15 protein-coding genes are annotated in these 24,415 nt (G+C 38.5%); 5 read left to right on the top strand and 10 right to left on the bottom strand.

Going from position 1 to position 24,415, the window contains the following annotated elements:
- Positions 1 to 48 precede the first annotated feature (48 nt).
- From BWI92_RS13060 to BWI92_RS13040, 5 genes are all read left to right on the top strand, one after another.
- Positions 49 to 489 carry a CoxG family protein gene (locus BWI92_RS13060; RefSeq protein ID WP_095163699.1) on the top strand — a complete coding sequence of 147 codons (441 nt, stop codon included), beginning with the start codon at positions 49 to 51 and terminating at the stop codon, positions 487 to 489.
- A 59-nt stretch (positions 490 to 548) separates the two neighbouring features.
- Positions 549 to 1,031, top strand: a complete 483-nt coding sequence (locus BWI92_RS13055; RefSeq protein ID WP_095163698.1) for a (2Fe-2S)-binding protein — start codon at positions 549 to 551, stop codon at positions 1,029 to 1,031.
- Positions 1,032 to 1,073: 42 nt separating this feature from the next.
- Positions 1,074 to 3,458, top strand: a complete 2,385-nt coding sequence (locus BWI92_RS13050; protein WP_176464416.1) for a xanthine dehydrogenase family protein molybdopterin-binding subunit — start codon at positions 1,074 to 1,076, stop codon at positions 3,456 to 3,458.
- A gap of 63 nt (positions 3,459 to 3,521) precedes the next feature.
- On the top strand, positions 3,522 to 4,346 hold the full coding sequence (locus BWI92_RS13045; RefSeq protein WP_095163696.1) for a xanthine dehydrogenase family protein subunit M: 825 nt from the start codon (positions 3,522 to 3,524) through the stop codon (positions 4,344 to 4,346).
- Positions 4,347 to 4,478: 132 nt separating this feature from the next.
- Entirely contained in the window at positions 4,479 to 5,378 is a 900-nt protein-coding gene (locus tag BWI92_RS13040) for a MoxR family ATPase (protein WP_095163695.1), read from the top strand.
- Positions 5,379 to 5,628: 250 nt separating this feature from the next.
- On the opposite strand, the gene BWI92_RS13035 is transcribed toward BWI92_RS13040, so the two are convergent.
- From BWI92_RS13035 to BWI92_RS12990, 10 genes are all read right to left on the bottom strand, one after another.
- Positions 5,629 to 8,415: an MSEP-CTERM sorting domain-containing protein gene (locus BWI92_RS13035; RefSeq protein ID WP_095163694.1), complete on the bottom strand. Its 2,787-nt coding sequence runs from the start codon at positions 8,413 to 8,415 to the stop codon at positions 5,629 to 5,631.
- Positions 8,399 to 8,896 (bottom strand): exosortase K, encoded by a 498-nt coding sequence (gene xrtK / locus BWI92_RS28855; protein WP_409024751.1) that lies wholly within the window; start codon positions 8,894 to 8,896, stop codon positions 8,399 to 8,401. Before xrtK ends, BWI92_RS13035 begins: the two co-directional genes overlap by 17 nt.
- A gap of 285 nt (positions 8,897 to 9,181) precedes the next feature.
- The gene (locus tag BWI92_RS13025; protein ID WP_229363023.1) at positions 9,182 to 11,404 is read right to left on the bottom strand and encodes a GH92 family glycosyl hydrolase; all 2,223 of its coding nucleotides are present in this window, start codon (positions 11,402 to 11,404) and stop codon (positions 9,182 to 9,184) included.
- Positions 11,405 to 11,469: 65 nt separating this feature from the next.
- Complete coding sequence (locus BWI92_RS13020) at positions 11,470 to 13,668, bottom strand: alpha-N-acetylglucosaminidase (RefSeq protein ID WP_095163692.1); 2,199 nt, start codon at positions 13,666 to 13,668, stop codon at positions 11,470 to 11,472.
- 232 nt (positions 13,669 to 13,900) lie between these two features.
- Positions 13,901 to 15,025 (bottom strand): acyltransferase family protein, encoded by a 1,125-nt coding sequence (locus BWI92_RS13015; RefSeq protein WP_095163691.1) that lies wholly within the window; start codon positions 15,023 to 15,025, stop codon positions 13,901 to 13,903.
- 1,074 nt (positions 15,026 to 16,099) lie between these two features.
- Positions 16,100 to 17,683, bottom strand: a complete 1,584-nt coding sequence (locus tag BWI92_RS13010; RefSeq protein ID WP_095163690.1) for a RagB/SusD family nutrient uptake outer membrane protein — start codon at positions 17,681 to 17,683, stop codon at positions 16,100 to 16,102.
- 72 nt (positions 17,684 to 17,755) lie between these two features.
- Positions 17,756 to 21,070 (bottom strand): TonB-dependent receptor, encoded by a 3,315-nt coding sequence (locus BWI92_RS13005; protein ID WP_095163689.1) that lies wholly within the window; start codon positions 21,068 to 21,070, stop codon positions 17,756 to 17,758.
- Between the two features lie 162 nt (positions 21,071 to 21,232).
- The gene (locus tag BWI92_RS13000) at positions 21,233 to 22,228 is read right to left on the bottom strand and encodes a FecR family protein (RefSeq protein ID WP_095163688.1); all 996 of its coding nucleotides are present in this window, start codon (positions 22,226 to 22,228) and stop codon (positions 21,233 to 21,235) included.
- A 54-nt stretch (positions 22,229 to 22,282) separates the two neighbouring features.
- A complete protein-coding gene (locus BWI92_RS12995; RefSeq protein ID WP_095163687.1) occupies positions 22,283 to 22,837 on the bottom strand; it encodes an RNA polymerase sigma-70 factor in 555 nt (184 codons plus the stop codon).
- Between the two features lie 426 nt (positions 22,838 to 23,263).
- Entirely contained in the window at positions 23,264 to 24,391 is a 1,128-nt protein-coding gene (locus BWI92_RS12990) for a Gfo/Idh/MocA family protein (RefSeq protein ID WP_095163686.1), read from the bottom strand.
- Positions 24,392 to 24,415 lie beyond the last annotated feature (24 nt).

The raw sequence follows: 24,415 nt of genomic DNA, 5'->3' as shown, positions 1-24,415 counted from the left end.
ATTATTGATGATTTTTATCACTCTTTATCAATTTAACTTAACGAAAATATGCAATTAACAGGTTCACATACTTTGGCTGCTCCCATTGAGAAAGTCTGGCAAATGTTGATGGATACCGACATACTCGCCAAAATTGTCCCAGGAGTATCGAGACTAGAAAAAACTGGCGAAAACGAATTTGAAGCTATTTCCGAGATCAAATTGGGACCTGTAAGCGGCAAATTCTCAGGCGGACTCACGCTGTCGGATATTGTTGAGCCATCTACTTTCACCCTCAATGTTAGTCAAAACAGCAAAATTGGTAATGCTGATGCCTCTATCAAAATCAATTTATTGGCACTCGACGCGCAACAAACAGAAATCAGTTTTGAGGGTGAGGCCAAGTTATCTGGTCTATTAGCTCGAACAGGTCAGCGGGTATTGAGTGGTGTTGCCAATACCTTGACTAAACAATTCTTCACCAATTTTGAGGAAGAAATTGCCTCCTAAGTTGGTCAAAGCATTTCATAATCAAACAAATACAAACCTTTAAATAAAAACTATCGAAAATGGAAATTAAGATTTCAGTAAATGTAAACGGCAAGAACTATGTCCGAGAAGTGGAGCCTCGCACCCTTCTTGTGCATTTCTTGCGAGATACCCTTCGATTGACAGGCACGCACATTGGTTGCGATACCAGTAGCTGTGGTGCTTGTACGATACATGTAGATGGAGTTGCCGTAAAATCTTGCACCATGTTAGCTGTTCAAGCCGACGGAAGTTCGATTACCACGATTGAAGGTTTGGCTCAAGGGGCAGAACTACATCCTCTACAGGAAGGTTTTAAAGAATGTCATGGCTTACAATGTGGTTTTTGTACTCCGGGAATGATTATGACTGCGGCAGATTTATTGGCTAAAAATCCGAATCCAAGCGAGGCTGAAATTCGCCACGGCTTGGAGGGTAATTTTTGCCGATGCACTGGCTATCACAATATCGTTAAAGCAGTGCAATATGCTGCCGAAAAGATGGGTACTGAAATAAGTGCCTAATAGTATCACCGATTAATCATTCTTAACATTCATTCAGAAATCATGAGTAATAAATATATTGGTAAAGCCGTAAAACGTGTCGAAGACAAGCGTTTTATTACAGGCAAGGGCAAATATACCGATGATATGATTTTGCCGAGACAAACCTACGCCTATATCATCCGAAGTCCGTATGCACATGCCCAAGTCAAAAGTATCGACATCAGTCAGGCACTAGCTACTGAAGGCGTTGTAGCAGTATTCACTGGCGATGACATTGCTCAGTCTGGCATCAATGGTGTACCAGCAGGTTGGCAGGTAAATTTCAAAAATGGGGACATTATGAAAGAGCCTCCTCACCCCTTATTGGTCGGCACAGGCAGCACGGTAAAACACGTGGGTGACGCGGTGGCAGTGGTTATTGCAGAATCCAAAGAAATTGCCGCAGATGCCGCAGAGTTAGTGGAGATAGATTATGAGGTTTTTGACGCTGTAGTCAATCCTGTGGAGGCTGTAAAAGAAGGTGCGCCTTTGGTTCATGAATCTGCACCAAACAATATTGCTTTCGACTGGGAAATAGGCAATCCCAAAGCAGAAGTTGATGAGGCTATCGCCAACTCGCATCATGTGACTTCATTGGAATTTGTCAATCAAAGAATGGTACCAAATCCTATCGAACCACGTTCAGCGATTGGGCATTATGAATCTTCTTCTGATAGATATACGCTTTATACCAGTACACAAAACCCTCATTTGATTCGTCTATTAATGTGTGCTTTTGTACTCGGTATTCCAGAACATAAAGTTCGTGTGGTTGGTCCTGACGTGGGTGGCGGATTTGGGTCAAAAATTTTCCACTATACCGAAGAGGCTTTGGTTACATGGTGTTCAAAACAAATAGAAAGACCAGTAAAATGGACTTCTGAGCGCTCGGAGGCATTTATTACAGATGCTCACGGTCGTGACCACGTAACTCATGCCGAGATGGGCTTTGATAAGGATGGAAACGTTACAGCCCTTCGTATCAAAACATTTGCCAACCTTGGTGCCTATCTTTCGACCTTTGCTCCTGCTGTACCAACTTATTTGCATGGTACTCTTTTGCAAGGTTTGTACACTACTCCAAAAATTCATTTGGATATGACTTGTGCCTTTACGCATACCAATGCTGTAGATGCTTACCGTGGTGCGGGTCGTCCAGAAGCAACTTATTTATTAGAGCGTCTCATGGATTTGGCAGCACACGAAATGGGGGTGGATCCAGTTGAGCTACGATTGAAAAACTTTATTCCTCCTTTTGATGGTGTAAATCAGCCTGGCTATCAAACACAAGTAGCCTTACAATATGACTCAGGTAATTACCATGAAGTATTGAGAAGAGGCGTTGCTATGCTTGGCTATGAAGAATTCAGAAAAGCGCAAGCTGAAGCTGCTCAATCTAACAAGCTTTTAGGAGTTGGTTTTTCTACTTACATTGAGGCCTGTGGTATTGCTCCATCGGCGGTAGTAGGAGCTTTGGGAGCTCGTGCAGGCTTGTATGAAGTCGGACAAGTTCGTGTTCAACCTACGGGTAAAGTCAGCGTGTACACGGGTGCGCATTCACACGGACAAGGACATGAGACTACTTTTGCTCAAGTGGTTGCTGATAAACTCGGTATTCCTTTGGAAGACGTCGAAATTCACCATGGAGATACCGAAACAGTCGCTTTTGGTATGGGAACCTATGGTTCTCGTTCATTGGCTGTTGGTGGAAGTGCTATTGTAAAAAGCTTGGAAAAAATCATTGAAAAAGGTGCCAAAATTGCCGCACACAAGCTTGAGGCCAATGAAGAAGACCTTACGTTTGCGGATGGAAAATACACCGTAAATGGAACAGATAAATCCGTAGCGTTTGGCGATATTGCCTTGACAGCATATGTCCCTCATAATTATCCTGCGGGTTTAGAGCCAGGTTTGGACTTCTCTAGTTTTTATGATCCAGCCAATTTTACCTATCCTTACGGCTGTCATATTGCAGTGGTAGAAGTCGATAAAGAAACTGGAAAGGTTAGTCTGAAACGCTTTATTGCTGTTGACGACGTTGGTAATGTCATTAATCCAATGATTGTAGATGGACAAATTCATGGTGGTTTGGCGCAAGGGATTGGTCAGGCCCTGTTGGAAGGGGCAATTTTTGATGAAAATGGACAGCTCATCAACGGTTCATACATGGATTACTGTATGCCAAGAGCCGACGATTTGCCAATGTTTGAGCTTGACCGTACCGAAACTCCTTGCCCACATAACCCACTTGGAGTAAAAGGCGCTGGAGAGGCTGGTTGCATTGGATCAACCCCTGCGGTTGTCAATGCTGTCTTGGACGCTCTTTGGAGTGGTGGCTTTGGACATGTCAAAGACATTTTGATGCCAACAACACCAGAAAGAGTATGGCGTGCGATGAATAGCTAAAACATCATTATTTACTGGAAATAGATTTTTTTCTAGAAAAATAACCATCAAAATTTTACCAAAATGATACCTCATTCATTTGATTATAAACGAGCGTCTTCAGTGGAAGAAGCTATCGAAATATTACAAAATGGGAGCTATGCTAAAGTACTCGGAGGAGGACATAGCCTAGTGCCAGCCTTAAAACTACGTCTCAATGCACCAGAAACCTTAGTAGACGTAACTCGAATCGAGTCGTTAAAGGGTATTACCATCGAAGAGGGAACTTTAATCATTGGTGCTGCCAATACACATCATGAAATAGCTACGTCTGCTGAGGTTCAAAACTCGCTTTCTTTTTTGGCAGATGGTGCTAGTGCCATTGGTGATGTTCAAGTGCGCAATAAAGGAACCATTGGGGGAAGTATTGCACACGCAGACCCATCAGCAGATTGGCCAGCTTTGTTACTAGCCGCCAACGCCCAAATTGTTATTCAGGGTGCAGATGGCACCAAAACTGTTGCTGCTCAGGATTTCTTTACAGGATTTTTCTCAACCGTACTCGAAGAGTCTGATATTATTACCCAAATCAGAATTCCTATTCCTCCAGCAGGAACAAAGTCTACCTATCAGAAATTTGTACAACCAGCTTCTCGCTTTGCTATTGTTGGTTGTGCCGCAGTAAAAGAGCCTTCAGGAACTACCAGAGTTGCTTTTGCAGGTGTGTCTGATTATGCGTTTAGAGACGAAGCTGTCGAAAGTGCTTCAAGTTCAGGCGCCTCAGTAGAGGAAGCTGCTTCCAAAGCCGCTGAAGGGGTAAGTATTATGTCAGACCACTATGCCTCAGAGGATTATCGTAAACATTTGGCCAAAGTTTATGCTAGAAGAGCTTTAGTGGAAGTTAGTTAAACAGGCACAGAGGAGCAAAGGCACAAAGTGGCAGGAATTGAGGTTAGGGTCGTTTATTAATGATTATTGCCATTTCCCTAATTTCAGCAATTCATTTTGTGCCTTTGTCTATCTATGCCTCAACAAAAAACTATGTTAGACGTCACGCTTGAATCCATAAGAGGTTTATTGTTCGAACAAGGATATATCACTGACCATTCGATTGAAATGGCATTGTTTTTATCGCTCAAACTTCAAAAACCTTTACTCATTGAAGGTCCGGCAGGAGTAGGAAAAACTGAAATTGCCAAAGTCATGACGCAGATCTTGGAAACTGAGCTGATTCGTTTGCAATGTTATGAAGGTTTGGACGCCTCACAGGCTTTGTATGAGTGGAATTACCAACGTCAGTTGTTACATTTAAAGGCGTCTGAAGAATCTGGTATTAGTGTGGAGGAAAAAGAAAAAGGGCTATTTGATGAAAAGTTCTTGTTGAAACGTCCCTTGCTCAAAGCCATTCAGTCGCCACAAAAATGCGTGCTCTTAATTGACGAAATCGACCGAGCTGATGAAGAATTTGAGAGTTTTCTACTCGAAGTATTATCTGATTGGCAGATTACCATTCCCGAAATTGGAACTATTCACGCCTCTTCAATTCCCCAAGTAATTGTAACAGGCAACCGTGTCCGAGAGCTTTCGGAGGCCTTAAGACGACGTTGCTTGTATCTCTGGATTGATTATCCTGATTTTGAAAAAGAATTAATGATTGTCCGCCATCGTTTGCCTAATATTGATGCTAAACTCGCAGAACAAATCTGTCGTTTTATGCAGGTTTTAAGAGCGCAAAAGTTAGAAAAAACACCAGGCATTGCAGAAACCTTAGACTGGGCAACTGCCTTGGCGACGCTACATTTTTCAGCTTTGGACAAAAATATCATTGAATCTACGCTTGGCGTTATCCTAAAAGACTGGAAAGATATTAGAGCTATCCAATTATCACTCAGCGAACTACTGGACAAAACAGGAGTTCAATCAAAAGTAGATTCTTTCTAATGCTGTCCAGATGTTTAGGCGTATTATTGGCATTAGACAGAACGTTTTTAGAATCACACTGGTGTAAATTATACGTTTAGACCAAGGTTTATGTTTAATGTTTTTTTAGAAACCAATATTTATCAGCTACTTAGTTACGACAGAATTCAATATTGATAGCTTTCTGTCGCAACTAAGGAACTTTTACAAAGGATTAAAATGTGTATATAGTCTATTCAATCCTATTTTACACGCTTATTTAGGCAAAAAATCAAGAGAAAAATCGAGAGGCAATTTTTTTCCGTTCTCGATAAATTCCCAATAACCCTACTATTACAATCATAAGCCAAAGTTCAGGCTCTGACATTCTGTCGAAGTCTGGAGATACATCCAGATTCGCATTTGCATCCAGAACTTCCTGTTGTTTCCTTTTCAAAACGGCTTTTTGCGCCTCATTTTCAAGTGCAAGAAATGCTGACATCTCCGTTAGTATATTACTCGAAAAACTATTTTTCAAGCAACTTCTCCATGATTCTTCATATAGCTCAGGATGAAGTAATAACTGTTGCTGCTGTCCCGTCAACCATACACCAGATTGCCAATCCTCCTGCTTAAACTGATAAGGCTCCTGCAAAAGATTAGTTTTAAAAATCAAACTAGAAGTTGTGTCATTAGGTAAAAAATATTTCCTGCCCTCCAAAAGCCAAACTTTGACTTTTTTAGATACAATAATCGAATCTAAATTTGCATGACTCTCTGTACGAGGCCTTAAAAAAGAAGATCTTGTCAAACTATTTTTTTCATTCATTGTAAAATATTCTGCTCCTTCAGGAAAGGCAAAACTCCATTTATTTAGAAACTCTTGAGTGAATAGTTTAGAGGTTTTAGAATCTGACAACACTAGCAATATAGGATAGGAATTTGACTGATTTTTACTCTCTTGGTAAGCGATCTGTTGAATGGCTCTTTGCAGGAAAAATCCACCTTCTGTATTTTTCTTACCCAATTCATCTTTCCAATTTGTTTTATAATCGATCGTTTTGACATAAGCATTGGTAAGACTGATTTTGGCATTCTTGAAAAGTGAAGGATATTTTTTACCCAGATTAGCCAATTGAAGATTATATCGTGAAAAAGCCTTAACATCCGAAACATTTAGAATAAAATGGAAATAAGGCTGACGAGAAAAAGAAGGTAATTTTGCTTTTTCAGTCCTTGGTATATAGGTAAAAAAGTTGTTATTCTCAATAGGAGTTACTTTTCCTTGTATTCCTAAATTAGCACTATATTTTCCTATTTTTATCTGAATTGGTTCTTTATGAATGAGTTGAAACCCTGTAGTTCTTAACTCATTTGTGGCAAAAGGATATACTCGCAACTCAACTTGATTAAAATTAGAATAGTGCAAAATCCCTGGGTCTCTTGACTTTCTTTCATTCAATATACTTTGATATACCCATTTGGCAGTTTTTTTCTCTGCCAAAATTCCCATTTCTCTTCTGCCATTCATATCCAAATAGTAATTAGTAATATACGCTCCAGTGGGCAATGAAAATGCCTGATGATATTCAGAAGCGGCAGTTTTCCCATTCTTTAAAGATAAATGAATCCATGATTTCCAAACTTTACTTTTATTATCATACACACTCTCAGATTTTAGCTCTTGAAGTGAAACTCTAGACGCTAATTCCACCTCATCAGTATCGTAGGAAGGATAGCCCAAAAAGATTGCTTCAAGGTTATTTAATTTGCGGCTTGACAAGGTCAAATTATCCATCACTAACCAAGAATAATAAGAGTCAATGTAGGGAACCCACTGAAAATTGGATGCTCTTACCCTTCTAGTCTTGTTAAGATGAGTCGCAAGTTTTCTGATATTGGAAAATGAGATATCGGGTTGTTTTTCATAGTTAGGCGTATACACATAATCAAGTGTACTATGTAAATCATTTCGGACGAGTAGAAAATTGATTGTAATGATAGTGGGAATGATGGAGAAAGAAACTAATCCGCTAACTATCAACATATAAGGCTTGTAATATAATTTTAAGCTCTGATAGTCTGCCAACAATTCAGCACCATGGACAAAAAATAAAGCTAGGGGCGTTAGCATGAGCAAGCCAAACACCACTGTAAAAAGCAATAAAAATGAAAGCGGCGTGTAGGGTAAAAATACTACAAAAAAGTAAGTTGTGTAGCTGAACGAGAAAGTACGTAATATCCAAATTATAAGACTCGTATAAGGGTTTTTAAACCTTGGAAGACAAACAATTATTCCATTTATAATTGCTAAAATAAAGAACCAATAATTAGTAAAATCGCCCAACAAGCCTCCAAAAGTCATCAAGGTAGCATAGAGGCTCAATCCTAACAATGGAAATATTAGCGCAAATATCAGTTTCCAAACCAGTGGAGAAATCCTTTTGACCAGACCTTTATTAAAAATAAGGATGTAAAGTGCTCTCAGTGCAAAGTAATAAAAGCTCATCATCACTGTCACACAAAGAATCCATAGGAATAATTCCATATAATCAGCTAAATGACTTGGATGATACACCGAGCCAATCATAAAGAAGAAGAAATAAAAACCTATTGGTATAGCCATTGAAAATCCTAGGTTTTTGAGGAAACTTGCCTTTGTTACATCTGGTGTATTTACTATAATTAATACAATTAAGGCATAGAGGATACTAGGCATTAAAAATGTATATACGTAGATAAACTTATTGCCATCAAACATCCAAGCAGGAACGTTGTTCGGAAGAATCTCGTCGGAGTAAGTTGTATAAAAAATTATGCCTAAAAGATGTACAAATAAAGTTAACAGGGCATAAGCCGAGGAAACGTATTTTCTTGCAAACCATTGATACCCTGCATAAATACTTTGTGAAAGCAGAATAGTGACTATTACACCAAAAACAGCCAACCAATACACTTTGGTTTGAGGTGATAAAAGTGTATGAATAGTTTGCCATTCAATCATCAAAAGAGATAGTAGAACTGAAATTGGTAGTGTACTTGTCAGGAGAACCCAGTACGGCTTAAGCAGATTTTTCATGAGCTGTAGTTGTTTTGAATAGGTATTGAAAAAATAGGAATGTAATAATTAAGAATAGGATATTTGTAAATACACCAATCCCTTGATGAACCATTTCACGATAAGGAATCCAAAGACTGGGCAGTTTAGTTGAAAATAAAATGGAGAGAATAATCCTGACAGAATTGCTAATTATACATACAACATAAGTCAGAATGCAGGCTAGTATCCATGCAAAAAGTTTTGAAATATTCTTCCTAAACTGCAAAATTAAATAGGATAGCATACTGAAGCAGATCAACAGCATATTATAGCCAGAACAGGACTTTTCAATACAGATACCATGAGAGGGAAACACATAGCCAGACGAATCATCCCAATACATTTCAGCATTGGTGAGCAATGAAATCCAAATAGCCACTGGTTTGACAAGCCAGAGAAGTTGCGAGATATTGGCGTATTTGTAGAAAATTTTGGCACACAGAAACAGTGTTCCAAGCACGAACAAGGTAGAATATTTACTTTTCACGAACTATTTACTTTATGTAAAAGGATGTTATTAGTTAACAGTATATCTGTTATTAGAATAGATTCATAAACAGGAGGATATATTTAATGTGTATCGTAGCCGTATTATTAATTTATTCTATTCTGTTACTTAACATCATAAATTTTATGTCGTGAAGATAGAAAAGCTAAATCAAAATAAAAATTAAAGATTGAGAAATATGACTAGAGCGTAAACATTTTACCAAAACAGCTCACACTCTAGCCAAAACTTATCATTCTATTTCATCCAAACTTCTAAAAGTCCACCTTTTAACAAATCTTGATGTGCGATTTCAATGGCTGAAAAAGGTTTACCATTCAATTTCATTTTGTCAATCATTGGGTGACTATCCGATTGATTATAGGTTTTTATGGTAAAATACTTACCTGAAGGTGTCTGAATTTTCACTTCATCAAACATCGGACTACCAAGGGTATAGCTCGGAATTCCTGGGCAAACTGGGTAGAATCCCATCATGCTAAAAACCAGCCAAGATGACATTTGTCCACCATCTTCATTACCACTCATTCCTCCAGGACTGGTATCGTATTCCTCTCTAATAATTTTGCGTAACCATTTTTGAGTCTTTTCCGCCTGACCCGCATAGGGATATAGGTAGGCAATCTGATTATTCGGCTCGTTGCCATGCCAATAATAACCTTGTTCGAAAAGTGTATCTAGCTTTTGAATAAATCGCTCCTTTCCTCCTACTTGCGCTATTAATCCTTGAATATCATGTGGCACATAAAAGGTATATTGGGCTGGAGAACCCTCGGTTATAAAACTTGAACGTTGGGCAAATGGGTCAAATTTCGTAATCCAAGAACCATTTGCATATCTTCCTCTTGCCCAGCCAGTTTGTGGGTCGATGACGTTTTTGTAGTTTTTAGCCCTTTGTGCAAGTATTTCTGCATCTGCTTTTTTCCCCAACTTTTCTGCCACTTTTCCTAAAACAAAATCATCATACGCATATTCGAGCGTACGTGAAACCTGCTCGCGCTTATGAAATGCCTGCCAAACAGAATCCTCTAATGGAATATAGTTGTACTTGAGATAGCTTGTTAAAGCTCTTCTTCCTTGACCTTGCTCATAACTTTTGGCGTCATGATTAGGCTCAAAAGCATTTTTACGCATATAGCGATAGCCTTTTTCGATGTCAAAACCTTTAATTCCTTTGATATACGCATCTCCTATGGTGGATATTGCATGGTCACCAATCATGGCAGCCGTATATTGATTCCAGCATGGGAAGATAGGCAACCAACCACCTTGTTCGGCCTTAACAATCAATGATTGCATCATGTCTGCGGTACGTTTTGGCTCTAAAATCGTATGAAGCGGGTGAACAGCACGATAAGTATCCCAGAGGTTATAATCTTCATAATAGGTAAATCCTTTGGCCGTTTCGATCTTTTTGCCACCTGCAAATTGAGGGTATTTCCCGTCATAATCTGAGAAAACTCTTGGTGTCAATTTAGCATGATAAAGTGCTGAGTAAAATAAAGTTTTATCATTTTCTGACCCTTTTACCTGAATTTTACCAAGTGCCATATTCCATTGATTGGCAGCACTTTGCCTTACTAAATCAAAACTCCAATGCGAAATTTCTGACTTCAAATTTTTACGTGCACCCTCAATGCTTGTAAAAGAAGTACCAATACGAATGTTTACCTCTTTTGTGCCAAATTTGACAAAAGCCCCTACATTTTCACCAACTGCTTTTCCTTGAGCAAGCACTTGTTTGGGGGTAATAACATTTTTCAACCATGTTCCGAAATCAGTAACATCTGAATCAAATTGTATGACAAAATAACCACTAAAACCTGCTGGCTGGCCAGAACCTTGGTAGATTCGATGAACGGGATTGTAGCCAACAATTTCTCTTTTTTCTGGAAAAACCTGTACAAACCCGACTCCTTCATCAGAATTGGGTTCTACAATAAGATAGTTCGCTTGCTGATTAGGATATTTAATTTTAAAAAATCCACTTCTACAAAGTGCCGTCATGGCTACTTTGATACCTGAACCTTCGAGATCAACTTGATACAAGTCAGGTCGTACGATTTCTGTTTTTCTGGAGTAACTTTCTGCCCTTTTATAAGGATTGATCTCTACTCCGCCTACTTGTGGCATAAGAGTCATCGTGCCATAATCTTGCACACAACTCCCATTCATCCAGTGACTTGCACGAAAGCCCTGAATTTTCCCGTCGTTAAAATAATAAGGAGGAATACATTTTTGTTCGGTGGCTCTGGTTTGAGGTGTCCATGTGGTTAGTCCTTGAGGAACACCAATCATGGGCACCACTTGCCCTTTGAGTTCTGAGCCAGCCTCGCTATGTTTTTGGGCACTCGGCGTGGTACTAGGAGCCGACCCAATCAAGGGATTGACATAATCGAGTGGTTTTTTCTGAGCAAACAGAGAGGTTGAAACTAATAAAATAAATAAGATTTTTTTCACAATTGAATTAAATTAGTAGAGACGTAGCAAGCAACGTCTCCAAAAGATTTAAGGGAATAATGTATCTATTCGTAAGCCTGTTCGATTTTTGAGAAATATTTATCAAACAGTTTTTGAGCTACTTGATTTGGACTTCCTTTTGGCGTAGCCATAAAATCCTTATGTGAAGTCACCCATGACCATTCCCATTGTTTGATTTCCTTTTCGAATGCGTCATGCTGATATTTCTCTCCTTTTTGATGCGCTGTAGTCAAGGCATCGAAGAATTTTTTCCAACGAACTTTGTAAAAATCCTTCATCAAGCCATTCCATTGGCGATTTGAATATTCGTGTAGTGGCGAATTGGCATCACCCCAAAGCGTGATTAAATCTCTGGCATTTTGCTCATACAAGTCTTTTTCAGCTGGGGTAAAGCCACAAGCACGGGCTTCTTTAATCCATTTACCCAAAAGAAAATCCTGACGAGTTCCCAATAATTCGTCCATATCGTCTATCAAAACCAGATATTCCTGAGCATATTTTTGGAAGTTAGTCCAATCATTATTTCGGTAAGCGGTTACCCATTTTTTCTGTAAAGGCAAGGCATAATTTGCTAGTACCTGTCTCGAAATATCAACTAAATCATACTGAAAACCCTCTTTTGAACCATTCGTTGTAATAGACTTTATCATCAATTTCCATGCTGGCAATAGCTCTTTGGGAGGATAATTCAATTTGGTTCTTGTCCAAATAGTTGTTGAATCAAAGGTTGGACGACCCGTCAAAATAGACTCAGCGCCATCTCGAATCGTTGTTCCATTGTAGGCAGTCTTTTTAAGAATTTGCCAAACTTCACGGTTTTCTGGCGTCACTTTTCCATAACGATTTCTGATATACCCATCTAACCATTGATCTAAATCCAAAGGCGAACTATCCCAAGCATGGCGCATTGTCAAGGCATATAATACAGGGTTTTGCTCAATTGCCTCCATGGTTAAACCCAAGCCTTGTAAATTTCCTTTGTTAGGGTCATTCAGCGCTTGAATGGGGCCATTGGCAACTCCTTCAATTCTACCAAAAAGATTGACATTGCCCCCAAAATTATGCAACATATTCCAAACCCAAGGTTTACCGTAATAGGCTTGAGTACGTTTCCAAACAGGTTCAATTTCGGTTGCCAAATCTAGCAATAACATCTTGTCGTTCGGCACCGCTTCCAAAAGAGCCTTTACCTGTGGTTCTTTCCAGAATTTTCTATCAGAATAAAACAACCAAGCTTGCATTACCCATACGGCTTTGGGATCGGCTTGCTGCATTCCTTCATAAACTTTTGCACTCAGTTTTGATAAAAATGCCGGTTCATCCGAAGGCGGTTCGTTTTCGTTGAAAGTATCAGCAGAGTAAAAATGGTCTGTACCAAACATTTTCGTTTGCTTTTGCAAGAACTTTTTACCTAGCTCAGCAAAAAGTGGGTCTTCAGCATCTAGAATATAGGTATCAGCAAAACCATTGGTCCAGTTAGTAGCTTTGAGTTTGGCTTTAGGGAAATGCTTTTTAAAGGCTTCAGGCACGTGTCCTGTGAAGGCAGGCAAAACAGGTTTCATTCCCAAGGCTCTTTCTCGCTGAATTATCTTCTTTTGTAATTCATGATGGCTTTTCATCCAGCTCAAAGGCAATGGACCACCCCAGCCGTCAAGATTTCCCATCCAAAACCATGAAAAATATGCAGGACCAGAGAAAAACCCTTTCAAATCATCATCGCTAAAGCCCATTTCCTTGTAGACTTCGTACCAAGTATATTCTTCGCCAGTGATTGCTAAAGGCATATTGATGCCGTGAAGCGCCATCCAGTCAATTTCTTTTTCCCAACGTTTCCAATCCCACCATGACATACTATAGTTGAATGTACAATAGTTGAGATAGTATCTGTAAAGAAAATCTGAGTTCTTTTTAATGGGAGTTTTGAGCGTTGGCAACACATTTGGTAATGCCAAGTTGGAGCCATTCCATGTGATTTGGCAATGACAATATTCATTCAAATAGTAATTAAACGCCGAAGCGATACTTACGCCTGTACTTCCTTTAAGGATAATTTTGCCGTTTTTCGAACTGATTTCAAAAACATCCTTTCCGTTTTCTTGCGGAAGATAACCCACTTCAAAGGAATTGGCTCTGGTCGGGATTATTCTTTTAATTAATGCTTTAGACTCTCCTAAATCGATTTGCGCCGATAGTTGAAAAATACAAAACAAGCTTACCAACAACGTTAGAGATACTTTTTTCATGTTATGTTAATTAAAATTGGGTAATTAAGAAGACGTTATTAGTTAATAGTATATTCGTTATTTGAAGGTGCTCATAATCAAAAATTTACAGCAAAATTTCACCTACGATATACTATTTATCCAATCTTTTCTACTCCATAAAATCTGTTTTTTGAAAAGTTTAAATAGCTTCAATAATTAGAATATTACATTCACAATTCTCCACTCACAATTCAGTATTAATACTTATGACCTATATTTTCAAAAATAATTTATTTCTATACAAAAAATACAAGCCCGCTAGTTGTAAAAACAAAACGCCTGTTGCAATGCCGAAGTTTTGGGCATCCACTGTTGCATTTTGTAGGATTCCATCTAAAAAATAATGTGCTGTCGACTCAAAATTAATGATATTATGAACCGCCAAGTATATCGTAATGGAGTTGGTACCAATCCAAATAAAAGGTTTTACTACTGATTTAAAACCCAAAATATCTACAAACCAATAAAAGAAAGCAAACAGTAAAACACTTATACCACCTGTGATTAGCACAAAAGAGGAAGTCCACACGATTTTGTTGATAGGAAAAAACAAGCCCCAAAGCTCGGCTAAGGCCACCAGACCCAATCCTATCAGCACTAAAGCCCCTAAAAGTCGGTTAGTAGTTAAATTTAGAGGATTTTTCAATAAAAATCTTGCGGTAAAAGCTCCCATCAATGCATTACAAATAGCAGGAATCGTTGATAATATTCCCTCAGGATCATATACTTTTCTATGTAATTTCCCCGGTAAAAACAATCTATCAAAATAGGCAGTAACATTGCCTTCTTTTGTAAAATTGTATACTCCAAATTCGGGAACTGGATAAAATCTAACGACAAAGAAATAGCCTAATAAAATTCCTGTAAAAGCAACTATTTGGGTACGAACAGAAGTATACAATACCAAAATCCCAGCTCCCAAACAAGCTAATGCAATTCGGGCAAGAACACTGGCAATTCTAGTATTCTCATAGCCTTGAAATTTGAAAAAACCATTCACAACAACCCCGAGGATTATCAAAATGACTGTTCGCTTTAGCAAATGCCCTAGGATTTTAGATTGCGGATTGGGATCAGCAAGTTCTCTTAATTTTTGAATCTGGCTTTCAAAACTCAAAGGCATTGAAAAGCCTGCCATAAAAATAAAAAGTGGGAAAATGCAATCGTAAAAGGTTAAGCCATTCCAATCACTGTGATGCAACTGGGAGGACATCCAAACGGCTGGAGGCCAGTTCGAATAGCTTGCCCATGTATGGATAAAAGCCTCGCCACCAATAATCCAAAACATATCAAAACCACGTAGGGCATCTAAAGAATCTAGTCGTTTTTTCAACATAAATATGCTACTTATGAGTGCGTTATTGTTTTAACGTAAAACCAAATTATTTTAAAAACTACTCAATCAGACTATCCATATCCCCAATTACACACATTGCCAAAGTTTTTGACTTTGGCAATGTGTATGCTAGGTATTAGTGCTGAATTGTGAGTGGTGAATTATGAATATAAAAATCACATTATCAACACTTTACATCTCCAATTTATCAAATTTAATTTCGCATTTATACTGATATTTTAGAGCTAAATTGTAATCCTTCCATTTCGGATTGTGGATGTTGGATTGCGGTGGGATACTTCCTTTTTTTACTATATTATCTTCTACTTCAAACATTAGAAATCCCAAATCAAATATTACCTTTCCAATCCTACCTCAAAATTCAGTCCTCCAACTTAAGGTTTGGTACAAAATAAGATTTAAGATTTTCATTTTAGGGACAAGGCAACAGGCACAAGGCAAAGAGTGTTAAAATGTTTTTTAGTAACGATAGATATATTTTACCGAATGCTCAGAGCCGAAAGCCGAAAGCTCAAAAATTAAATTCTATTTTGCCTACTAACTTAAGTAATCGTGCAGAATTAGATTTAATTTTTGTGTTTTAGGCACAAGGCAACAGGCACTAGGCAAAGAGTTTAAATATGTTTTTTAGTGACGATAGATACGCTTTTTTCGAATGCCCTGAGCTGAAAAACGAAAGTTCAAAAATTAAATATTATTTTGCGTGCTAACTTAAGTATTCGAGCAGAATAAGATTTAAGTTATGTGTTTAGGGACAAGGCAACAGGCACAGAGTGTTAAAATGTTTTTATTAACCACAGCCATGCTTTTTTACAAAGCCCACCGCCGAAAGCTGATACCTGAATGCCTTGGGCACAAAAATTAAATTCTATTTTGCCCACTAACTTAAGTAGGTGGGCAAAATAAAATTTAATTTTTGAGCCTTTGGCTTTCAGCTTTGGGCATTCGGCAAAAACATATCTATCGTGAATAAAAAACTTTTTAACACTCTTTGCCTTGTGCCTGTTGCCTTGTCCCTAAACACATAACTTAAATCTAATTGTGCTCGATTACTTAATACCCCGGATTTTGGGTAAGTAATCTGTTGACTTGCAAGGCATTTGTTGGAATCGGGAAGAGACGTTTACGAATATCACTATCTGTTTTCACACCCCATTTATCCTCATATTTTCCAAAACGAATCATGTCATTGCGGTGCCATGTCTCCCAAGTAAACTCACGAGCACGCTCTTCGTATAAAGTTTGTAAACTCACAGATGTCCAAGCAGGAGAAGTAGTACGTTTTGCGCGAACCTCATTCACCAAACTTAAAGCAGTCTGTCCATTGGTGGCAGTTCCTCCTCTTAAAATTGCCTCTGCCTTCATCAATAGTACATCAGCATATCTGAAAATTGGAACATCATTATTTTGATTACGAGTAGCGGAAGTTGAGTCACAGTAAAATTTGTTATTTCTATAACCCATATTCCAAGCTTTTTCGTCATTGCCAAGGTCGAAACTTGCCGCATTTTTAATTACTACATTTGGTGTAATTTCCACCTGATAATTTAGCGTAGCAGAAGCATCAGCACCTTTGTAGTCTTCGTCAAAACCTTGTTTTGTCGTGCTCACCATTACTGGATTACCTTTATAGTCAAATTGTTTTCCTGTAATCCATTGCTGATTTCTTACGTCTTTTGAATCGTTGAAATACGCATAAAACTCAGGTAAAGTACTACAAGCAGCACTAGGCGTAAAAGGCAGACTATATTTCGCTCTCAAGGATCTTGGCAAGGCATAACGCGCATAGAACATGTAACCATTCGGAGCAGAAGCATCATAAGGAATGGCATAAATAAATTCTTTAATTTGCGGACCGTTATTGATAAAAAACATTTTTCTGTAGTCTGACTCTAGTGCAAACTTTCCAGAGCTGATGATTTTATCACAAGCCGCAATGGCGTCGTTCCAGCGAGCTGTACCAGTGTAAACCTCAGCATTCAAATACATTTTTGCCAAAATCGCATACGCCGTAAACTTAGTTGGGCGACCATAGGTTTCTTGTCCAACAGTTTCGCTCAACGTTGGGATACTTTCATTCAGCTCTTTTTCAATGAACTTAAACACATCTGCACGCGCCGTAGTTTTGGCTGTTGTGGTATCGCCAAACTGTGTGGTAACAGGTACATTGCCCCACAAATCCATCATCATAAAATAGCACATCGCACGCATCGTTCTCAATTCGGCGATTGACGTCTTTTTGGCGTCAGATTCGGCAGCCTTAGAAATCAAGAATATATTTTGGTTACTGATTGAAATGGTTGAGGTTAACCAGTTCCAAGCCCCTTGAACGTGCGCATTGTCACGATTCCACGTATGTTTATGGTGTTGTTCATATCTGCCACCATCATACCAGTTACCACCACGAGCTGGTAAAATGGCCTCATCGGTACTCAAAGACTGTAAAAACCAATACTCTACAGCAAAGCTTTGACGAAAACTATTGTAGGTTGGCCCTGCAGCCTGAACAAACTGAGCGGTAGTTTGAGGAAATACGTCAGGGGTTAGCTGAGTAGTTACTGGTACATCCAAATCATGGCAGGAATACAGCCCGATTGCACCAAAAAATAGAATAAATATATTTAAAAATCTTTTCATCGTTTTCAAAATTTGAATTGAACCTAAAACTTTTACTGTGTAAATTTTAAAAGTAAAACAGGGGATTTTCTTTTAAAAAGACGCATTTACACCAATTAAGAAGGTTCTAGTTTTAGGATAAAAATTATTGGCATCTACACCTGGCGCAAGACCACCTTGGTTGATTTCAGGGTCAATTCCTTTATAACCAGTAATGACAAACAGGTTATTTACAGAGCCATACACTCTCACTCTTTTGAAATTTTTTCCTAAATTTTTGAAAGTATAGGCTAAAGTGGCATTATCCAATCTCAAATAAGAACCATCTTCAATAAATCTTGATGAATAGCGGTATGAGTTGAAATCAGCAGCCGATTCACCTGCTACTTCTACAGGAATATTGGTAAAGCGAGCAGTGCTTGGTCTAAACAAATCTGCACGGGTTACGTTCATGATTTTATTCCCAATCACCGAACGGAAGAATACATTCAAATCAAAATTTTTGTAGGTAAACGAGTTTGTCCATCCTAACAACAATTTTGGTTGAGCGTTTCCGAGCATACGGTAGTCTTTACCAATCTCAGGACGGGTTGTCAACTCGCCGTTTGCTTTGTAGTATTGTGAAATACCATTGGCATTTTTTCCAGCGTATTCGTACGTATAAAACTGACCGATAGGCATACCAGCCACGATAACTTGTACTGTTTCACCTGTTTGACCTCCGCCATCTGGCTGTACAATCTTTACAGAATCTGTTTTGAGGGTAGAGTTTGACAGGCTTTCAATTTTGTTGCGGTTATGTGCCAAGTTCAAAGTTGTATTCCATGAAAAATGTTTTGTTCTAACAGCAGCTACATTTACCGTTAACTCTGCACCTTTGTTGCTCATTTTACCTACATTGGCAGTCAATGAACCATTAGGATACAACACTGTACTCACTGGATAAGTCCAGATTAGGTCAGAAGTAGTTTTGTCATAAACCTCCAAACTACCGCTCACTTTTCCTTTTACCACAGCAAAATCAACTCCTATATTGGCTGTAGCTGTTTTTTCCCAACCTAAATCAGGATTTTCATTTTGTAAAGCACCAATGGCAGATTGTTGTGTTCCGTTGTAGTAAAATGTACCAACATTTCCATAAATCAATTTGGTAGTATAAGGACTGAAACCCAAAGAGTTACCTGTTACCCCATAACTTACACGCAATTTGAGTTCATCAAAAATCTTCTGATTTTCCATAAACGACTCATTGTCTACACGCCAAGCCAAACCAACTGATGGGAAATACCCCCAACGTTTATTGGTTCCAAAAACAGACGAACCATCACGACGAACAGAAGCCTGTAACAAATATTTGTTTTTGAAATTATAGTTCAAACGAGCAAAATCAGAAATCAAACGCACCTGTTGATAGTTATCGCCTCCGTAGTTTACACGGAAAGAAGGGATAGCGTATGGGTTACCCATACCAAGATTGTTATAACTGACTGCATCTACTGGGAAGTTGGTACTTGTTGCCTGAAAACCATCTCCGTTGATACTTTCTTGCCAAGAATAACCTAGAACAGCGTTGATGGAATGATCACCGAATTGTCTATCCCAAGTCAAGTAAGTTTCTAGTAGATTCTGACGATTCTCGTATGAGTTGCGGGTAGCAAAACCATTTGTACCAACCAAATTTATGAAAGATGGGTTACCTGGGGGTTCTGGCGTGCTTCTGATATTGTTGTAGTATTGTGTATAATAACTGTTGTAATATGCCCCATAGTTGGTTTGAAAACTTTGATAAGAAAGTTTCAAATCATACGTTAGTCCGAAAGGTAATTTCACCTGTGTGAAGAATGTACCAATGAGACTTTTGTATTTCAATTTTTCAGTACCATTTTCAATTAATGAAACAGGATTATAATAACTACTTTTGTTGAAGTTATCGAACCAAGTACCATTAGGATTTTTAATTGGCGAAGTCGGTAAATACGTCAACATTTGTGCAAGCACGGTATTTCTATACGGAACCCAATCAGCGTCACTCATAGAGTTGGTTACAGACAAGCCGAATTTCAATTTATCATTCATTGCTTTTTGCTCAATCGACAAACGAGCAACCACACGGCTCAATCCAGAAGATTTTATGATACCTTGTTGGTTGAAATAGTTGATACTGGCATTATAGACTGTATTTTCTGTTCCACCACCAAAAGATAAATTATGGTTTTGGGAAAATGCTTCGCGACGTTGTACTGCATCTTGCCAGTTGGTATTAGCTCCCTTGTCGTCGTCGGCAGTTAAAGCCTGTCCATTGGCAGAAAGAAAAGATTTCAACTGATTGGCATCCATCATTTCATATTTATTCGAAACTTTATCAACTGCCATATATGCTCCATAAGACACCTGCATTTGTCCTTTATTGGCACGCTTAGTAGTAACCATAATCACACCATTTGAAGCACGGTTACCATAAATAGCCGTTGCAGCGGCATCTTTCAATACATCCATAGTAGCGATATCATCTGGAGCAATGAGTGAAATATCTGCACCAGGCACACCATCAATTACAAAAAGTGGTGATTGCGCTCCGTCACGAAGTGTGGAGGCACCACGTAAAATAATAGCCGCAGAACGGTTTGGATCGCCACTACGAGTAATATTTAAGCCTGGCACTTTACCTTGGAGCAACTGTCCAACATCTGAAATAGCCCCTTTGTTTAGGTCTTCAGGCTTAATGGTAGTTACCGCAGAAACCAAGTTTTTACGAGACTGTGTACCATAACCTACAACCACAACCTCTTCTAAGTTTTGGTTTTCAGGTTGTAGAGAAAGCATGATTTTGCTTCGACCAGCCACACTCACTTCTTGCTTTTTATACCCAACAAATGAAAAAACTAATACCGCATCGTTATCTGGCACTGCAATTTTAAAATTACCAGATCCATCTGATGTAGTTCCTCTTGTACTACCTTTTACCAACACCGATACCCCAGTCAAAGGCTGACCTTTTTCGTCAGTTACTTGTCCTGTTACGTTTATATCGGCGTTTATTACGTTTGGGAGTTCTTTCGTATTAGTCGCTTGAGGAACAATTTCTATTTCCTTTTTACTAAGTACGATTCTGTTACCAACGACTTCATAAGAAATATTTAAAGGAGTCAAAAATTCATTAAGAATCGTTGACAAACGGTTATTGTCGAAAGAAAGGTTTACTTTTCTCTCTGATTGAATCAAATTTGGACTGTAAATAAATTTTACGTCAGCAAGTCTTTCGATTTGCGTTAAAGCTCTTTTAACTGTGATTGTTTCTGGTTTCAGAGAAATACTCTTGTTGAGTACCTCTTGAGAAAAAGCATCGTTTGCTAGGGTTATCCCACAAAACACAAACGACAGCAATAGCTGGGTCAAAGTGATTCGCATTGCTTCGGAGAGAATCTTTTTAAATAGTACGTTTTTTTCATAATTTTAATTGTTTTTAACTGTAACTGGATAAAAACATCCCCTGATACCCATTGCAGTGGGTACTCGAATTGCAGTTCGAGCAGGAAATGCACCTACGGTGTTCGCGCACTGTAGGTTTTTTTATTTACAACCTGAGCCGTAAAGAAAAATAACGGTTCCTCGTTGTTCATAGCTGGCATTCACAGCCTTACAAACGAGATTTAATTGCGTATGAAGTGAAAGGTCGTTGATATCTCCTGTAAAAACACAATGTTCAAAAGCATCACTTTCTATCTCAAAATCAATCATGTAACTTTCCTTTAGGCGTTGCAGCACCTGTGAAAGCTGAGCATCTTCAAAAATGAGTTGGGTTGGTTGTACGGGAGGCACTATCACAACGGGCTCTTCGACTAGACTTGGAATAATTTTTTTGGATTCTTTTTCAAAAATCACTTTTTGATTTGGAGTTAGAATCACCCCATTTTTTCTAGTATTTTCTGCCTTAGTTCGCTCATAGACAGACACTTTACCTGTGCGAACCAAAACCTCTATTGCTTTGGCATTCTCGTAGGATTTAATGGTAAAACTCGTCCCAAGAACTTCAGTAACCAACTCACCTGTATGTACCACAAATGGCTTGGCTGGATTTCTTTTGATAGAAAAAAACGCTTCCCCTTTGAGGTATACAGTTCTGGTTTTTTGTCCAAAATGTTCAGGGTAGGATATCGTGGAATTAGGGTTTAATTGAACTTCACTCCCATCCTCCAAGGTTAATTTTTGGACTTTGGTAGAATGATTGGTTAAGTCTATAACGCCCCAATTGCTTGAGGCAATTGACTCACGGATAAGATGTTCGGGGCTATCCTGCCAAGTGTACCATTTTATTCCTAGACCTATCAGGAGCACAATACTCGCGGCCAAAGCCCAAGGCTTCCATCGAAAAGGTTTAATGCCTACAGTTTGTTGGATTTTTTCCCAAAGTTGTGTTTCCATTAGTTGTTGCTCGCTCACACTCAGCGGTGAGGTTGCCATGGAAAGCATATTTTCAGACCATTGCTCAACAAAAGCAATCTCCTCGGGGGTACATTCCCCGTTCAGATATTTTTCGAGTAATTGGTCAAATTCAAATTGATTCATGTTCGTAAAAGGCTAATTAGATAATCACGCTAGGTGTTTACATTTCAACATAGTTTATGATTGATGGTAGGCTTTCAAATTTTCTCTTAGGAGTTTAAGAGATTTGGTAATATGATATTCTACCGCTTTTTCAGAGAGGTTTAGTTTCACTGCGATGTCCTTAACAGATTGGTTCTCGAACCGACTCATTCTAAAAACCTCACAAGTTTTTTCTGGAAGTTTTTTCATGGCCTCTTCTACGGCCTCTGATAGCTCGGTAAAATGTACAACCTCCTCTGTGGCATGGGATTGTCGCAACTCACTAAAAATGAGATACTCCTGATATTTTCTATTGGTAATTTGGGACTTTATAAAATTTGTACTCAGATGTTTGATAGACACAACAAGGTAGGCACTCAACATCCTAATGTTGAGTTGATGACGGCGATTCCAAAGACTTTCGAATAAATCGTGGACTAGCTCTTCGGCCTCTTCCCTTGTGCCTATTTCGTGATAGGCCACACCAAAAAGTTTGTACCAATAACGATGATAAACCTCCTCAAAGGCATATTTATTATCCTCCATGATTAGCACCACCAACTGCTCATCCGTTAACTTTTGATATTTCATAGATTTGATTCAGGGTATATTACTGTATAGTCAAACAACAGGACAAAATCCCTAATTGATTTTAAATATTCTTTGAAAATTTATATTAGTATTTCAACAAGTTGTATGGAAGAGGCTGATATTATCTTTAATAAAGGTGTAATTTCTGAAGCAGAAGAATGATTTGAGATGTATTAATGCAAAGATAAGCGTATGAAAAGATATTTAAACAATTTTATTAAATATCCGAAAAATACAATTCACAATTTGGTTTAAAAAACTAGGAATAAGTGAATAGAATACTAAGGTCGAATCAGTTTTCCATGAGTTACCAATGCTTCAAAGTCAATGGCGTAGTCTCAAAAACTAAAAAAGGCACAAAATGATTGAGGTTTTTCATACATAAACCCTTAACCACTTTGTGCCTTTAAACCGACCTTATTCTAACTAAATACTCAATTGCTTGGCATATTTTTGAGCTTTAATCGCTAATTCGGTGGCTAAAAAACAATGCTCTTGAGACATGGCAGTTTCAGTGCGATTCACCACGTCATCTACCAAAAGACGACCATATGGTAATTCCACATCATTACAGTCGATATGTACTGTTTCTTTTTGATTTACAAGAAACAAATGATTAGCACCTTCTTTACCTGCAATATCTATATTTTTACGAATTTCGATATACCCTTCAGTACCTAAAATAGTCAAGCGACCGTCGCCCCATGTTTTTAAGCCATCTGGAGAAAACCAGTCTACCCGAATATACCCAGTACCTTTATCACCACGCATCATAACATCACCAAAATCCTCAAAGTTTGGATATTGTGGATGGTTCACATTGCCAACTTGTGAAGTTACAATTTCAGCTTTGGTAGACCCAGTAAAAAACAAAAATTGGTCAAATTGGTGAGAAGCAATATCACAAAGAATTCCTCCAAATTGCTCCTTGTTGAAGAACCAAGCAGGACGAGAAGACAAGCTAATACGGTGTGGCCCCATACCAATGGTTTGAATCACTCGGCCAATCGCGCCTGCTTTTACTAATTCACCAGCTTTAACAGTAGCCTTATTCTCCAAGCGTTCACTAAACAAAATTGAATAAATTCGTTTGGTTTCTTTTTGGACTTTACGAACTTCAGCTAATTGCTCAAGGGTAGTAATACCAGGTTTGTCAGACATAAAATCTTTACCTGACTTCATCACACGTATACCCAAAGGCGCACGCTCATTGGCAATAGCAGAGCTTAATACCAAATGAATAGACTTATCATTCAATATCTCCGCCTCGGAACTTGCTTGCTTGACATTGGGATAACGTTTGGCAAATGCAGCCAACAAATCAGCTTCTTTGGCATAAAACGCAACCAATTGACCTCCTCCACGAATAACAGCCTCGACTTGACCGTAGATATGCCCATGGTTCATACCAATTACGGCAAACTTAATCCTAGGTTCGGCATTCATTGATTCTGCGCTTGAAGTATTTAAGGCAGTTGCAGCCTGATTAGCTAGTACAATTCCAGCAGCGGTACCGAAGGTATTTCTTATAAATTCTCTTCTATTATTTTGCATTGACTGAATTATTTAGGGGAGTTT

This window comes from Flectobacillus sp. BAB-3569 (genome assembly GCF_002270355.1).
GTDB lineage: Bacteria > Bacteroidota > Bacteroidia > Cytophagales > Spirosomataceae > Flectobacillus > Flectobacillus roseus.
This window is presented reverse-complemented; position numbering and strand designations above follow the sequence as displayed.

Excerpts from the sequence above, each read along its gene's own strand:
- BWI92_RS13060 (WP_095163699.1), top strand. The coding sequence starts at position 49 with ATGCAATTAACAGGTTCACATACTTTGGCTGCTCCCATTGAGAAAGTC.
- BWI92_RS12995 (WP_095163687.1), bottom strand. The coding sequence starts at position 22,837 with ATGAAATATCAAAAGTTAACGGATGAGCAGTTGGTGGTGCTAATCATG.
- BWI92_RS13040 (WP_095163695.1), top strand. The coding sequence starts at position 4,479 with ATGTTAGACGTCACGCTTGAATCCATAAGAGGTTTATTGTTCGAACAA.
- BWI92_RS13015 (WP_095163691.1), bottom strand. The coding sequence starts at position 15,025 with ATGTTGAAAAAACGACTAGATTCTTTAGATGCCCTACGTGGTTTTGAT.
- BWI92_RS13050 (WP_176464416.1), top strand. The coding sequence starts at position 1,074 with ATGAGTAATAAATATATTGGTAAAGCCGTAAAACGTGTCGAAGACAAG.
- BWI92_RS12990 (WP_095163686.1), bottom strand. The coding sequence starts at position 24,391 with ATGCAAAATAATAGAAGAGAATTTATAAGAAATACCTTCGGTACCGCT.
- BWI92_RS13045 (WP_095163696.1), top strand. The coding sequence starts at position 3,522 with ATGATACCTCATTCATTTGATTATAAACGAGCGTCTTCAGTGGAAGAA.
- BWI92_RS13055 (WP_095163698.1), top strand. The coding sequence starts at position 549 with ATGGAAATTAAGATTTCAGTAAATGTAAACGGCAAGAACTATGTCCGA.
- BWI92_RS13005 (WP_095163689.1), bottom strand. The coding sequence starts at position 21,070 with ATGCGAATCACTTTGACCCAGCTATTGCTGTCGTTTGTGTTTTGTGGG.
- BWI92_RS13000 (WP_095163688.1), bottom strand. The coding sequence starts at position 22,228 with ATGAATCAATTTGAATTTGACCAATTACTCGAAAAATATCTGAACGGG.
- BWI92_RS13035 (WP_095163694.1), bottom strand. The coding sequence starts at position 8,415 with ATGAAAAATCTGCTTAAGCCGTACTGGGTTCTCCTGACAAGTACACTA.
- BWI92_RS13020 (WP_095163692.1), bottom strand. The coding sequence starts at position 13,668 with ATGAAAAAAGTATCTCTAACGTTGTTGGTAAGCTTGTTTTGTATTTTT.
- BWI92_RS13010 (WP_095163690.1), bottom strand. The coding sequence starts at position 17,683 with ATGAAAAGATTTTTAAATATATTTATTCTATTTTTTGGTGCAATCGGG.